Here is a 13,436-nt window from a genome sequence, read left to right as displayed (position 1 = left end):
ATCCCCGGTGGATCGATCCCCGGTGGGTCAGTCCTGGGTGGGTCAGTCCTGGGTGGAGCGGCGACGGCGGGAGACCACCACGAGGCCCGCACCGGCGGCGACGGCCGCGGCGGCGGCGCCGGCCTCCCAGCCCAGGCCCTCGGCGCCGGTGGCGGCGAGCTGGCCGGAGCGCGGGGCGGTGTCGGCGGTGCTGTTGGCCCCGCTGGTCCCGTTGGTGGTGGTACGGGCCGCGGCCTGGACGGCCTGGGGCGTCGCGGTGGCCTGCGGCGCCGGGGTGGTCCTCGGCTGCTCGGTCGGCCGGTCGGTCGGCTGCGCGCTCGGCTGCGCGCTGGACTGCGTCGGCTGGGGGGTGGGCTGCGTGGTGGGCTTCACGGCGGCCTCGTCCTCGGCGCGGGCCGCGGCCCAGCCGCGCTCCAGGAACGCCAGGACGGCCTGGTCGTTGCCCTCCAGGGCGGCGAGCGCGGCCTTCCTGACGGCCGGTCCGCCGCTCTCGGCGATCTGCGACACCTTCACCCGGTTGTCGCTCATCCGCACCGCCGCCAGCCCGGTCTCCAGGAAGCGGCGCAGTCCGGCGGCGTCACCGGCGAGCGCCTTGCGGGCGGCCTCACGGGTGTGCGGGCCGGCCTGCGGGTCGGCGGCGATCGCCTCGATCTCGGCGCGGTCGTCCTCGGCGCGGGCCGCGAACTGGCCCTCCTTGAGGAACTTGACGACGTCCGCGTAGGTGCCGGAGAGCGCGGCGGACGCCGCCTTCTTCACGGCCGGCCCGCCCTTGGAGAGGATCTGGGTGACCTTGACGCGGTCGTCGTCGGCCTGCTGCTTGGGGAGCTCGACCTCCAGGAAGTGCCGCAGCGCGGCGGGGGTGCCGACGGCCAGCGCCGCCTGGCCGGCCTCCCGCACGCCCCGGCCGGTCTCCGGGTCGGCGAGGATCCGCTCGATCTCGGCGCGGTCGTCCTGGGCGCGGGCAGTGAACTGGCCCTCCTTGAGGAAGGCGACCAGGTCCGCGTAGGTGCCGCGCAGTGCGGCCTCGGCCGCCTTCTTCACCGCCGGACCGCCGACGGCGAGGATCTGGAAGCCCTTGACGCGGTCGTCGGTCACCCGGGCGTTCTGGAGGCCGACCTCCAGGAACTGACGGAGGTCGGCGGCCGTGCCGGCGAGGGCCTTCTCGGCGGCCTCCCGCACGGAAATGCCGCTCTCCTTGTCGGCGAGGATCTTCTGGACCTCGGCGCGGTCGAGGTCCTCCTGCGTCGTGCCGCCCTCGGAGCCGGTGTCGGGCCCGGAGACACCGGTGGGCTGGGGAGCGTCGGCGGCGAGGGCCGACGACGGGAAGAGGACGGCGGGGGTGAGGACCGCGGCTGCGACGACGGCGGACACCCGGGGAAGCTTCATCCAGCAGGACCTGTCTCTGTGCGTAGAGTCTGTGAACGCACGAAGCATAGATGCTTTTGACCTACCGGCACATCACCTTATTTTCCCGGGCCCGGGCCCGCCGCCCAGCACCTGTCCCGGGGTCAGGCCGCCTTGAGGCGGTACATGGTGGCCACGTCGCTCGGCCTGCTGCCGTAGCTGCAGTCGTGGCTCTGGGTGGTGGCGTAGGTGCTCCAGCCCCTGGGCACCGAACACGCCCACAGACCGTCGACCGGGGTGCGCAGCCGGTAGGCCGGGTTGGTCGTGCCCGGGGCGAGGCTGCACTGGGAGAGGTTGGTGACGAGGTCGTGGACGAAGCCGCTCGCCGTGACGCAGGAGGTGACCAGGTTCCCCGGAACCCGCAGCCGGTAGGAGGCGGACGAGCTGCCGGACGCCATGCTGCAGTTGCCGCTCATCGTGGTGGCGTCGTAGACGAAGCCGCTCGCCCGGACGCAGGAGACCAGGCCGTCGACCGGGGTGCGCAGGTGGTAGCGGGGCGTGGTGCCGCACGCCGAGGCGGCGACGATCTGGTCGTAGACGTAGCCGGCCGGCACGGAACAGGACCAGGTGTTGTCCAGACCGGTGACGCCGGCGGTGGCGGCGGAGGCCTGCGGGGTGGCGGCGAGCACCGGCAGCAGGGCGGCAGCCGCCGCCAGGACGGCGCCGGCGGCGGCGCGGGCGGCACGGACACGGTCGGCGAAGCGGGAAGCGGTCATCGCGTATCTCCTCCGGGTTCGGCGGCGCGGCACGCCGCCCGACCGTTCTTCTACCAGCCGCGCGACGGGCCCGGAGGGCCGCTCCGGTTCGACCGGTCCACCCCGTCCACCACCCGTCCAGTCGGCCCCTACGCCGGTCCCGCCGCCGCCCGATCGCCCGCCCCGGCTCCGACGGGCAGACTGGGCCCGTGAGCCACGGTGGCGAGGAGCGGCGGCCGGTTCCCGCCGAGCTGCGCGGGTACCTGGCGGAGGTCGTCCGCCGGGTGCGGGCGGTGTGCGGGGCGCGGGCGCTGAGCGTGCTGGCGGTCGGCTCGGTGGCGCTCGGGGACTACCGGCACGGGCGCAGCGACGCGGACGTGGTGGTCGTCGTCGAACCCGGCCTGCCGGAGGCGGCGCTGCGGGAGCTGGCCACCGCGCTGGCCCATCGGCGGCTGCCCTGCCCGGCGGCCGGGCTGGAGCTGGTGGTGTACGACGCGGACTTCGCCGGGCGGCCCTCGGGCGGCGCCGGGTACCTGCTGAACCTCAACACCGGCGCGCTGCTGGCGGAGCGGGCCGACCGGGAGACCGCCGGGACCGAGGCGTTCTGGTTCGTCGTCGACCGCTCGATCGCGCACCGGGCCGGGATCACCCTGTGGGGGGCGCCGGCCCGGCGGGTGATCGCCGAGCCCGCGCCCGCCGAGCTGTTCGCCGCGCTGCGCGCCGGTGTGCGCGAGCACGCGGAGGGGTCGGGCCACCTGGCGGACAACCGGGTGCTCAACGGCTGCCGCGCGGTGGTGTTCTGCCGCACGGGCCGGTGGCTGGCCAAGCGGGCGGCGGCGTGGGAGACCGGCGCCGCCGAGCCCGGGTTCCGGCCGCTGCTGGAGGCCGCGGTGCGCAGTTTCGAGCGGCCTCGGACGGAGGCGGTCGCGCTGCCCGCGGCCGAGGTGGGGGCGTTCCTGGCGTGGGCGGGCGAGCGGGTCGAGGAGGCGGCCTCGGCGGCCGGCGCGTGACGGCGGGGGCCGGGTCAGGACGGGGGCCGGGTCAGGACGGGGGCCGGGTCAGGACGGGGGCCGGGCGTGCCGGGGGCGGTAGGCCGCGTCACCCCGGCCGGCGACCGGGCGGGGACCGGCGCCGGGCGACCCGACGAGCGGGGCCGTCACGGTCAGGACGACGGCGAGGACGAGCGGTGCCACCAGCAGCACCATCACGGTGGACATGCGCACCTCCGCGGCGGGGGAACGGCCGGACAGATGCCTCCCCGCCTGCCCGCCGGGGGGCGAGGCCATGCACGCACCCGCCCGCGCCGTCCCGGCCCGGCGCCGGCGGCCCCTCGGACCGGCGGGGCGCTACGCGGCCGGTGCGGCGGCGAGCGCCTCGTCCAGGCCCACCAGGCGGTAGCCGCGCTCGCGCAGGCCCGTGATGACGGCGGGGAGGGCGGCGACGGTCTGGGAGCGGTCGCCGCCGCCGTCGTGCATGAGGATCACCGAGCCGGGGCGGACCTGGTCGAGGACGCGCTCGGCGATGGTGGCGGGGCCGGGCCTCGACCAGTCCTTGGCGTCGACGTCCCAGAGCACCGTGATCAGGCCCAACGCGTCGACCGCGCGCAGGAGTTCCGGGCTGCGTCCGCCGTACGGGGGGCGCAGCCAGCGGGTCGGGCGGTCGTCGCCGCAGGCCTCGGCGAGCACCTCGCCGGTGCGGCCGAGCTGACGGGCGAGTCCGGCCGGCCCCAGGTCGGGCAGGTAGGCGTGGGACCAGGTGTGGCTGCCGAGGGTCTGGCCGGCGTCGGCGATCCGGCGCACGACGTCGGGGCGGGCCAGGGCCTGCAGTCCGATGCAGAAGAACGCCGCCGGGGCGTCGTGGCGGCGCAGCACGTCCAGCACCTGCGGGGTGTACTCCGGGTGCGGCCCGTCGTCGAAGGTCAGCGTCACCAGCGGCTCGGTGCTGAAGCCGCCGGTCACCAGGCGCCCGCAGCGGGCGAGTCGGCGCTCCACCGGGGCGCTGGCCAGGTCCGCCGCCGCGATCTCCTCCTCGCGGCCGCTCATCGTCCACCCCGCCGACGGCAGGGCGGTCAGGGTGGCGGCGCGGGTGCGGCCCAGCTCGGCGAGCTCCTCCGCGGTGGCGCCGCCGTCCGCCGGGACCGGCGGGTCGGCGCGGAGCACCGGTATCCCGGCGGCGCCGAGGGGCGCGTCCAGGAGGCCGTTGGCGCTGTCGATGACCACGGTGAGGCCGCCGGGAGTGCGGGCCGCCAGTTCGGTCAGCCGTGCCACCGGCCCTTCCACCCCGCAGCGTTCGAGCACCTCGACCGCGCCCGGCGCGGCGATCCGGTAGCCCTCACGTGTCACGCCCACACCCGCGAACCGCACCGTGCCGCCCTCCCTTGGAACGTTCGAGGCCGACGGGACGGCTTCGGGCACCACACGGCCCCGCTCCCCCACGGCGTCCCAACGGCAGGCAGCCCGATCATACGGACGCCCTGCCCCCAGGACGATAGGGAGGAATGGAATGATCTGGATGGCAAGATCGTTACCGGGTGCGGGGATTGACCCGGCGACAGCTCGTGGCGCGCGCCGAGCGGCGCCGCGGGCCGTCCCTATAGTGGGCGCCATGACCGAACCGCCGCGTCCTACCTCGGCCTTCCACGCCGCCAACGCCGATCCCTCGATCACCGGCCGACTGGTCGCCGCGCTGGACATGCAGGCCGAGCACACCGGTGTTCGGCGGCTGCGCGCGTGGGCGCACCAGCGGCTGGCGGTGGCCCCGGGCGAGCGGGCGCTGGACATCGGTTCCGGCACCGGTTCGGAGACGCTGGTGCTCGCGGCGGCGGCCGGGCCGGGCGGCACCGCGACCGGTCTCGAACCCCATCCCGGCCTGCGGGCCCTCGCCGAACGGCGCGCCGCCGAGGCCGGCAGCCCGGCCCGGTTCCTGGACGGCGACGCGCTCGCGCTGCCGCTGCCGGACGCGGAGTTGGACGCCGTGCGGTGCGAGCGCGTCCTGCAACACCTGACGGAGCCCGCGCGGGCCGTCGCGGAGATCGCCCGGGTGCTGCGGCCGGGCGGCCGGGTCACCCTGCTGGACACCGACTGGGCCACCTTCGTCCTCCACCCCGCCTCCCCCGCGGTCGGGGCCGCGCTGGCCACGGTCGCCCGGGAGGCCGCCGCCTCCCCGGACGCCGGGCGCCGCCTCGCCGGCTGGCTCGCCGACGCCGGTCTGACCGTCGAAGCGACCGGCGCGGACGTCCTGCTGCACGACCCGCGGTCCGTCACCTGGCCGCTGGTGCACCTGCTCGGTGCGGGGGCCGTCGAGCAGGGCCTGATCACCGAGGCGCAGCGCGACGGGCTCCACGACGACCTGGCGGCCGCCGCCGAACTGGGCGCCTTCCACCTGTCGGTGACGATGTTCGCCGTCCTCGCCCGCCGACCGCGCTGACGGCGGCGCGGACGGCGCCGACGACGGCGCGGCGGGGTTCGGGATACTGCCCGGATGACAGATGAACTGACGGTCCGACCGGAGACGGGTCGGACCGGGGGCGGGGAGCGTCGGACGCTGCGGCGTGATGTGTCGGCGCCGGCGGTGCTGGCGGGGCTGGTGTGCGTCGCGGTGTCGTTCTCGGGGCCGCTGGTGGTGGTGCTCGCGGCGGCGGCCGCGGGGCGGTTGGACCCGGCGCACACGGCGTCCTGGATCTGGGCGGTGGCGATCGGCAGCGGGGTCAGCGGCTTCGCGCTGAGCTGGTGGACGCGCACCCCGGTGGTCACCGCCTGGTCGACGCCGGGGGCCGCGCTGCTGGTGGGCGCCCTCGGCGACCACCCCTACCGGGAGGCGGTCGGGGCGTTCCTGGTGAGCGCGGTTGCGGTGACCCTGTTCGGTGTGACCGGCTGGTTCGGCCGGCTGATCGCCGCCGTGCCGGAGGGCATCGTGAACGCGATGCTGGCGGGCATCCTCTTCTCCTTCGGCGCCGGGATCTTCGGCGCCGTGCACAGCGCGCCGCTGCTGGTGGTCGGCGGCTTCGCGGCCTTCCTCCTCGCCAAGCGCTTGGCGCCCCGGTACGCCGTCCTGGTGGCGCTGCTCGCCGGCGGCGTGCTGGCCGCGCTCTCCGTCGGGCTGCCGCTCCACCTCGGTACGGGCGGGCCGACGGTGCCCGTGCCGACGGCGCCGGCGTTCTCCTGGTCGGCGCTGGTGGGGCTGGCGCTGCCGCTCGCCGTCGTCACCCTGGCCTCGCAGAACGCGCCGGGCCTCGGGGTGCTGCGGGCCTTCGGCTACCCGGCCGACGACCGGCTGCTGATCGGGACCACCGGGGCGGTGTCGGTGCTGATGGCGCCGTTCGGCTCGCCCGGGGTGAACCTGGCGGCCATCACGGCCGCGATCTGCTCGGGCCCGGAGGCCCACCCGGACCCGCGCCGCCGCTATGTGGCGGGGATGTCCTCGGGCCTGCTGTACGTGGTGGTGGGCAGCTTCGGCGGGATGCTGGTGAGCCTGTTCACCGGGCTGCCGGAGGAACTCGTCGCGCTGATCGCCGGGGTGGCGCTGCTGGCCTCCCTCCAGGGCAGCCTGACGGCGGCGGTCACGGCGGAGCGCGGGCGGGACGCCGCGGTGGTGACCTTCCTGGCGACCGCGTCCGGGATGAGCCTGTTCGGCATCGGCTCGGCGTTCTGGGGCCTGCTGTTCGGCCTGGCCACCCATCTGGTGCTGGACGCGCGCCGCCGCTGAGCCGGAGCGGCGCGGCCGGACGCCCGGCTACTCCTCCTCCCCCGGTCCGCCGTCCCGGTCGGCCGCCGGGCGCCCGGCGGGAAGCCTGCGGGTGAACAGGAGGGCGCCGGCCGTGATCCCCGTGCACGCGAGGACCGCGGCCTTGAGACCGTCGATCTGCGCGTCCTGGTAGTCCTCGACGACGGCCGCCGCCTCCTCCGGCGGCACCCCGGACTGCGCCGCCAGCGCGTTCGCCACCTCGTCGGCGGGCACGAACGACAGGCCCGCCTCCACACGGATGCCGGCCTGCTCGGCGACCGCCGCGGAGACCCGCGGATCGCTCTCGATCCGGCTGGTGACGGATGTCGCCAGGGCCCCGATGAGGATCGCACCGATCAGCGCCGTCCCGAGGGAGGAGCCGAGGTTCTGCGCCGTGTACTGCAGCCCGCCGGCCTCGCTGCGCTCCTCCTGCCGCACGCTGGACTGCACCGTGTTGCCCAGCTGGGAGGCGAGCGCCCCCATGCCGATTCCGAGCAGGGCCATCGCCCCGGCGAAGGAGGCCCCGCGCAGATCCGGCCCGATGGCGGCGATCAGCCACAGGGTCGCGGCGACCAGGACGAGCAGCCCGGCCCGGACGACGGTGCGGGGCGAGGCGAACCGGAGCAGCAGGGAGCCCGACATCGACGCGGCGAGCATCGTGACGGACACCGGCAGCAGCCGCAGGCCCGTCTCGAAGGCGTCCAGGCCCTGGACGACCTGCAGGTAGAGCGGGATGACGAAGAACAGGCCCAGCAGGACGGTGTTCTGGTTGAAGAGGGTCGCCAGCCCCGCGCGCAGCGTCCGGTTGTCGAACAGGTCGAGCGAGACCAGGGGGTCCAGTCCGCCGCGCTCCCGTCGGCGCTCGTGGACGCAGAACAGGTAGGTCAGCGCGCCGCCGAGGGCGACGGCGAACAGCGTCGGGGCGAAGCCGAGGACGGTGAACGGCGGGTTGCGCGGCTTCACCCAGCCCCACGTCCCGCTCTGCAGGACGGCCAGGACCATCAGGGCGAGCCCTGCGGCCGACAGCACGACCCCCGCGACATCGAGCCGGGGCCGCCGTACCGGCGCCGGCTGCTGCGGCACCCAGCGCATCAGGAACAGGATCAGGACGACCAGGACCACCTCGCCGGCGAACACCAGCCGCCAGGTCAGATAGGTGGTGACCCAGCCGCCGAGCAGCGGCCCCACCGCGATGCCGGCGCCCGCGAGTCCGCCGATCACGCCGTAGGCCACGGCCCGGTCGCGCCCGTGGTAGGAGCCGGCCACCAGTGCGGCCAGCGCGGGCAGGACCAGGGCCGCGCCCAGGCCCTCGATGACCGACCAGCCCAGCGCGAGCACGCCCACCGTGGGCGCCACCGCGGTCAGCCCCGACCCGACCCCGTAGACGACCAGGCCGCTCACGAAGACCCGGCGGCGGCCGAACATGTCGCCGATCCGGCCGCCGGTCAGCATGAACGCGGCCATGACCAGGGTGTACAGGGTGATGACCGCCTGGATGGCGGTGACCTCGGTGTCGAAGTCCTCGACCAGTTGGCTGATCGACACGTTCATCACCGAGGCGTCGAGCACCATGAGGAACTGCGCCGTGCCGAGCACGGCCAGGGGCTTCCAGCGCTTCACCGTGCCTCCCGCCCGGGTGCCGCGTCACCGGGACGCGGTCAGCTGCCGAGGATCCGTGCCTTCTGGGCGGCGAACTCCTCCTCGGTCAGGACGCCCTGGTCCTTGAGCGTCGCCAGGTCCTTGAGCTGGTCCAGCTTCTCCTCCCTGGTCGGGGCGGCGGCGGGTGCGGCCGGCGCCGGCGGGGGCGCGGACGCGGCGGGCTCGGCGTAGTAGCCGGCCTGCTGGGCGTCCTGCTGGGCCCAGCGGCCGGCCTGGCGCCGGGAGACGCGGTTGGAGACGGCGGTGGCCGTTCCGGCGACCACCGCGGTGCGGGCGACGCCGCGGAGCAGTCCGGGCATGGCTTCCTCCTGAAGGGGTGGGGGACGTGGGTCAGCTCGCTTCGTCGAGCCCTTCGAGCGATTCCAGGACGTCCAGGAGGTCCTGGAGCGGGACGCGTCCGCCGGCGACGATGCGGGCGTCCTCCCGGCGCAGCGCGCCGGCCAGCGGCGCGGCCCAGCGGTTCTCGTAGAGCAGGACGGCGGCGGAGTCCCCCGGCTCCAGGAGCGTGCCGGCCTCGGCGAGGTCGGAGGCGCTGAAGAGGCCCGAGGAGGCGCCCTCGAAGACGGTCAGGTCGAGGCGGCCGTCGCCGGTCACATCGGCCAGTTCGAGGCCCGCCACCGTGCCGTCCGCGTCCTTGCGGACGAAGGTCAGGTCGAGGATGCGGATGATGTCGCGGTCGACCAGGTCGACGAGCAGGGGCAGCCCCTCGCCGGTGAGGTGGCTTCCGGGGAAGGCGATGACCAGGTAGTCGATGGGGCCCGGTTCGTCGAGTCCACCGTTCGTGTCGGGTTCGCTGCTCACGTCGGCTCCCGTCGGAGGAGGGCCGGCCGACGGCGTCGGCCGGGGGTCGGCCCCGGACGCTGTCGCTCCCGTGGAGCCGACCCTCGGCGACGCTAACCCGCCGCCCCCGCTCTCCGGCTCACCTGTTCGGGGTGATCCGACTCGCCGTCCACCCGGCCGGGCCCTTGGCTGGTGTCCACGGCGGCCGGTCCTCCCGGCGCCGCCGTTCCGCCCAGAGCGAGGAGCTGCCCGAATGCCACCGGCCGATTCCAGCACGCCGCAGCCCGACCGTCCGGACGCCGACGAGCTCGACGCGCTCCACCACCGGGTCGCGCAACTGGAGGCCGAGGCCCGGCGGCGGCCGCGGCACCACCGGCTGCGCACCAGCGGCGCGACCGTCCTGGTGATCGTGGCCTCGCTGCTGTCGCTGCTCGCGGTGATCGCGGTCTGGGCCCACGACGAGATCACCGACACCGACCGCTTCGTCGCCACCATGGCGCCGCTGGCCCACGACCCGGCCGTGCAGGACGCCCTCGCCAACCGCATCACCGATGCCGCGACGGAGCAGATCGACGTCACGGCCTTCGTCAACGACCTCTCCCAGGCCGCCGCCGAGCAGGGCGTGCCGCCCCGGCTCGCCCAGCTCCTGGGCGGGCTGACCGGCCCGTTGGAGGGGGCGCTGACCGACCTCGTGCACGGCGCCGCCGAGCGGGTGGTCACCAGCGACGCCTTCGCCACCGTGTGGGAGGAGGCCGTGCGGGCCGGGCACGCCACCATGGTCAAGGCGCTCACCGGCCAGGGCGGCGGCACGGTGGTACTGAAGAACGACGAGGTCGTGATCGACATCGGGCCGATGGTGGAACGGGTGAAGACCGAGCTGGTCGACGCCGGTTTCACGCCCGCCGCCAAGATCCCGCAGGTGCACACCTCGTTCGTGGTGTTCTCCTCCCCCGACCTGGCCAAGATCAAGGGCTGGTTCCGGCTGTTGCAGATCCTCGGCTGGTGGCTGCCGGTCATCACCGTCCTGATCGCCGCCGCCGGTGTGCTGACCGCCTTCAACCGCCGCCGCGCGCTGGTCGGCGCCGCCCTCGGCATCGGGGCCGCGATGCTGCTGCTCGGCATCGCGCTGGCCGTCTTCCGCTCCTACTTCCTCGACCACCTGCCCACCGACGCCTCGCCGGCCGCCGCCGGCGCCGTCTACGACGCCATCACCGACTACCTGCGCAGCGCCGTGCGGATGGTCGGCTTCCTGGCCGTGGTCGTCGCACTCGGCGCCTACTTCATCGGCCCCTCGCGCGCCGCCGTCACCGTCCGCTCGGTGACCGGGCACGGGGTCGCGGCGCTGCGCTCCTCCGCCGACTCGGCGGGCTTCCGGGCCGGTCCGGTGGAGCGGTTCGTGCGCCGCTGGAAGCGGTGGCTGGGGGTGGTGATCCTGGTGGTCGCCGCCGTGGTCTTCGCCCTGTGGGACCACCCGACGGGCATGGTGGTGTTCTGGTTCGCCGTGGTGGTGCTGGCGGCCTTCGCCGTGCGCGAGTTCCTCGCGCCCGCCCACCCCGTCACGCCCGCGTCCCCCGCGCCGCCGGGCGCGGGGAACACGGGGCACGTGGGGGGTGTGGAGCACTGAGCTCCGTCCCGGAGCCGCACCGCCGCCGCTACCAGCGGTACCACCGGCCACGGGTGCCCGTGGAGCCGGTGCCGCGGGCGACGAAGCCGAGCAGCCAGATGACGAAGACGGCCACGGCGACCCACCAGAGGACCTTCACCGCGAATCCGAGGCCGAACAGCAGAAGCGCGAGCAGCAGGACCAGAACCAGGCCGAGCATGTGGTCTCCTCTCGTCGGACGGATGCCGGACGAACGCCGGACGACTCCCGGGTGCCCCGATCGCCGCGGAGCATGCGTGGCGGCCCGACCGCCGTCGGCCGGACCCGGCACGCCGGGGCGGAGCGGAGCCGCTGCCCGGCCGGGCAGCGGCATACGCTTCGCACAGCGTGCACACGGTGGCCGTCCGACTTCGAGGAGTGACGATGCGGGATCACGCGAGCGACGCGAGCGCCACGACGGGCCGCGTGCCACGGACCACCCGCCGGCTGCCGGCCGCGCTGGTCTCGGCGGTCGTCGCGGTGGGCGGGCTCACGGCCGGCTCCCCGGCCGGGGCGGCCTCGGACCGCTTCGAGCACTACGTCGCGCTGGGCGACTCCTACGCGGCCTACGGAACCGTCTCCAAGAACTACGGCACGCCCGCCGGCTGCAACCGTGCGAGGGACAACTATCCGAACGGGCTCGCCGCGTCCTTGGGCCTGGCGGCGAGCTTCGTCGACGTCACCTGCGGCGACGCGACGACCGTCAGCATGACCGCCCCCGAGGCGGTGCCGGTCGGCGAGGTGAACCCGCCCCAGTTCGACGCCCTGAGGCCCGACACCGACCTGGTCACGGTGACCATCGGCGGAAAGGACGCCCTCAGCGACATCATGCTGAGCTGCGCCGTGATCGGCAGCATCGATCCGCAGGGCGACCCGTGCCGGCGGAGCTACACCGCGAGCGGGACCGACCCGGCGGTCGCGGCGATCGACGCGGTGCGCCCCAGGATCGAGGGCGTCATCGACGGCATCCGCGAGCGTTCCCCGGGCGCGACCGTCGTCGTCGTCGGCTACCTGTCCCTGCTGCCGCCCACGACCGGCTGCTGGCCGGACGTGCCGATCGCCAGGGGGGACGTCCCCTACGTCCACGGCCTCCAGCAGCGGATGAACGCGGTGCTGGGCGAGGCCGCCGCCGGCCGCGGGGTGCTCTTCGCCGACCCCGGCGACGTGCTCGGACACGACTCCTGCCAGGCCCAGGGGGTCCGCTGGGTCGAGGGACTCACCCCCGCCCCGGACACCAACGCGCTGCACCCCAACGCCGCCGGGCAGGCCTACGTCGCCGCGCTCACCGGGTCGCTGCTGCGCTGACCGGGATCACGGCCCGGGCGGCGTGTCGTTCCCCGGCGCCCGCACCGCCCGGGCCAGGGCCGCCGCGGTGCGCCGGACGTCCGCCTCGGTGGTGCGCCAGTTGCTGAACGCCGCGCGCAGGGCGGGGACGCCGGCGTAGCGGGTGGGGGTCAGGAAGGCCTCGTCGGCGACGGCCGCGGTCAGGGCGGCGAGGCGTTCGGGGGTGGGGTCCTCGGCCAGGGTGAAGCAGACGACGTTCAGCCGGACCGGCGCCAGCAGGCGCAGTCCCGGCGTGTCCGTCACGGCCGCGCCCAGCGCCCGGGCACCGGCCACGCAGCGTTCGACGATCTCGCGGTGCCCGGAGCGGCCGTAGGCGCGCAGGGTGAACCAGGCGGCGAGGGCGCGCAGCCGGTGGGAGTTCTCGGGAGTGAGGTGCACCAGGTCCGGGTTCTCGCCGAGCGGGCCGAGGTAGGCGGCCGCATTGCGGAAGACCTCGGCCTGGAGGTCGGGGCGGCGGGTGAACTGCACGGCGCTGTCGTAGGGCACGTTGAGCCACTTGTGGAGGTCGACGCAGACCGAGTCGGCCCGGTCCAGGCCCTCCACCAGGCCGGCGTGTTCGGGGACCAGGGCGGCGAAGGCGCCGAACGCCGCGTCCACGTGCAGCCAGCAGCCGTAGCGGTCGCGCAGGTCGGCCAGTGCCCGCAGGTCGTCGAAGTCCACCGTGTTGACGGTGCCGGCGTTGGCCACCAGCACGCACGGCCCGTCGGCCTCGGCCAGCGCCCGCTCCAGCGCGGCCGCGTCCACCGCCTCGCGCCCCGGCAGCGCGGGCACCTGCACCAGCGCGGAGCGGCCCAGGCCCAGGACCGACAGGGCCTTGGCGACGCTGGAGTGGGCGCTGCCCGACAGCACCCGGACCCGGCCGAGCGCGCCGGCGCCCTCCTCGGCGACGTCGACGCCGAGGCGTTCGCCGAGCCACTGGCGGGCGATCGCCAGGCCGACGGTGTTGGACATGGTCGCGCCGCTGACGAAGGTGCCGCTGTGCGCGGCGGAGAGCCCGAACAGCTCGCGCAGCCAGCCGACCGTCTCGTGCTCCAGCCACTGGCCGGCGCCGTCCAGCGAGGAGTTGGAGTTCTGGTCGGCGGTGGCGGTCAGCCAGTCGCCCGCCAGCGCCGCAGGGGTGGCGCCGCCGGTGACGAACCCGAAGTAGCGCGGCCCCGCGCCGGCGGAGAGCCTCGGCTCCCAGCGCTCGC

14 protein-coding genes are annotated in these 13,436 nt (G+C 75.5%); 5 read left to right on the top strand and 9 right to left on the bottom strand.

The window, feature by feature from the left end; all coding sequences use genetic code 11:
• Positions 1–42: 42 nt before the first annotated feature.
• Both ACFU74_RS29355 and ACFU74_RS29350 read right to left on the bottom strand, forming a co-directional pair.
• The gene (locus ACFU74_RS29355) at positions 43–1,386 is read right to left on the bottom strand and encodes a hypothetical protein (RefSeq protein ID WP_380762090.1); all 1,344 of its coding nucleotides are present in this window, start codon (positions 1,384–1,386) and stop codon (positions 43–45) included.
• Between the two features lie 122 nt (positions 1,387–1,508).
• Positions 1,509–2,120 (bottom strand): hypothetical protein, encoded by a 612-nt coding sequence (locus ACFU74_RS29350; RefSeq protein ID WP_380762088.1) that lies wholly within the window; start codon positions 2,118–2,120, stop codon positions 1,509–1,511.
• Positions 2,121–2,308: 188 nt separating this feature from the next.
• Here ACFU74_RS29350 and ACFU74_RS29345 point away from each other — a divergent pair, with 188 nt between their 5' ends.
• The gene (locus ACFU74_RS29345) at positions 2,309–3,109 is read left to right on the top strand and encodes an aminoglycoside adenylyltransferase domain-containing protein (RefSeq protein ID WP_380762086.1); all 801 of its coding nucleotides are present in this window, start codon (positions 2,309–2,311) and stop codon (positions 3,107–3,109) included.
• Positions 3,110–3,157: 48 nt separating this feature from the next.
• On the opposite strand, the gene ACFU74_RS29340 is transcribed toward ACFU74_RS29345, so the two are convergent.
• Both ACFU74_RS29340 and ACFU74_RS29335 read right to left on the bottom strand, forming a co-directional pair.
• A complete protein-coding gene (locus ACFU74_RS29340) occupies positions 3,158–3,316 on the bottom strand; it encodes a hypothetical protein (RefSeq protein ID WP_380762084.1) in 159 nt (52 codons plus the stop codon).
• Positions 3,317–3,445: 129 nt separating this feature from the next.
• Positions 3,446–4,441 (bottom strand): polysaccharide deacetylase family protein, encoded by a 996-nt coding sequence (locus ACFU74_RS29335; RefSeq protein ID WP_380762082.1) that lies wholly within the window; start codon positions 4,439–4,441, stop codon positions 3,446–3,448.
• Positions 4,442–4,703: 262 nt separating this feature from the next.
• On the opposite strand from ACFU74_RS29335, the gene ACFU74_RS29330 reads away from it, so the two are divergent.
• Both ACFU74_RS29330 and ACFU74_RS29325 read left to right on the top strand, forming a co-directional pair.
• Positions 4,704–5,525 (top strand): methyltransferase domain-containing protein, encoded by an 822-nt coding sequence (locus ACFU74_RS29330; protein WP_380762080.1) that lies wholly within the window; start codon positions 4,704–4,706, stop codon positions 5,523–5,525.
• A gap of 54 nt (positions 5,526–5,579) precedes the next feature.
• Complete coding sequence (locus tag ACFU74_RS29325; protein ID WP_380762078.1) at positions 5,580–6,803, top strand: benzoate/H(+) symporter BenE family transporter; 1,224 nt, start codon at positions 5,580–5,582, stop codon at positions 6,801–6,803.
• 27 nt (positions 6,804–6,830) lie between these two features.
• Here ACFU74_RS29325 and ACFU74_RS29320 read toward each other — a convergent pair whose 3' ends face one another.
• The 3 genes from ACFU74_RS29320 to ACFU74_RS29310 are packed head-to-tail and all read right to left on the bottom strand — an operon-like array spanning position 6,831 to position 9,281.
• Complete coding sequence (locus ACFU74_RS29320) at positions 6,831–8,441, bottom strand: MFS transporter (RefSeq protein WP_380762076.1); 1,611 nt, start codon at positions 8,439–8,441, stop codon at positions 6,831–6,833.
• A 38-nt stretch (positions 8,442–8,479) separates the two neighbouring features.
• Entirely contained in the window at positions 8,480–8,779 is a 300-nt protein-coding gene (locus ACFU74_RS29315) for an SHOCT domain-containing protein (RefSeq protein WP_380762074.1), read from the bottom strand.
• Positions 8,780–8,810: 31 nt separating this feature from the next.
• Positions 8,811–9,281 (bottom strand): DUF1269 domain-containing protein, encoded by a 471-nt coding sequence (locus ACFU74_RS29310; protein ID WP_380762073.1) that lies wholly within the window; start codon positions 9,279–9,281, stop codon positions 8,811–8,813.
• Between the two features lie 232 nt (positions 9,282–9,513).
• On the opposite strand from ACFU74_RS29310, the gene ACFU74_RS29305 reads away from it, so the two are divergent.
• Positions 9,514–10,884, top strand: coding sequence for a hypothetical protein (locus ACFU74_RS29305; protein ID WP_380762071.1), 1,371 nt, complete (start codon positions 9,514–9,516; stop codon positions 10,882–10,884).
• 28 nt (positions 10,885–10,912) lie between these two features.
• Here the strand turns inward: ACFU74_RS29305 and ACFU74_RS29300 are convergent, their stop codons facing one another.
• Positions 10,913–11,083 carry a hydrophobic protein gene (locus tag ACFU74_RS29300; RefSeq protein ID WP_380762069.1) on the bottom strand — a complete coding sequence of 57 codons (171 nt, stop codon included), beginning with the start codon at positions 11,081–11,083 and terminating at the stop codon, positions 10,913–10,915.
• A 245-nt stretch (positions 11,084–11,328) separates the two neighbouring features.
• On the opposite strand from ACFU74_RS29300, the gene ACFU74_RS29295 reads away from it, so the two are divergent.
• Positions 11,329–12,207 (top strand): SGNH/GDSL hydrolase family protein, encoded by an 879-nt coding sequence (locus ACFU74_RS29295; RefSeq protein ID WP_380762067.1) that lies wholly within the window; start codon positions 11,329–11,331, stop codon positions 12,205–12,207.
• Between the two features lie 6 nt (positions 12,208–12,213).
• On the opposite strand, the gene ACFU74_RS29290 is transcribed toward ACFU74_RS29295, so the two are convergent.
• Positions 12,214–13,436, bottom strand: a 1,223-nt coding sequence (locus tag ACFU74_RS29290; RefSeq protein WP_380762065.1) for a pyridoxal phosphate-dependent decarboxylase family protein, incomplete at its 5' end; no start/stop codon positions are given.

Source organism: Kitasatospora sp. NPDC057500 (assembly GCF_042802195.1).
Lineage (GTDB): Bacteria > Actinomycetota > Actinomycetes > Streptomycetales > Streptomycetaceae > Kitasatospora.
This window is presented reverse-complemented; position numbering and strand designations above follow the sequence as displayed.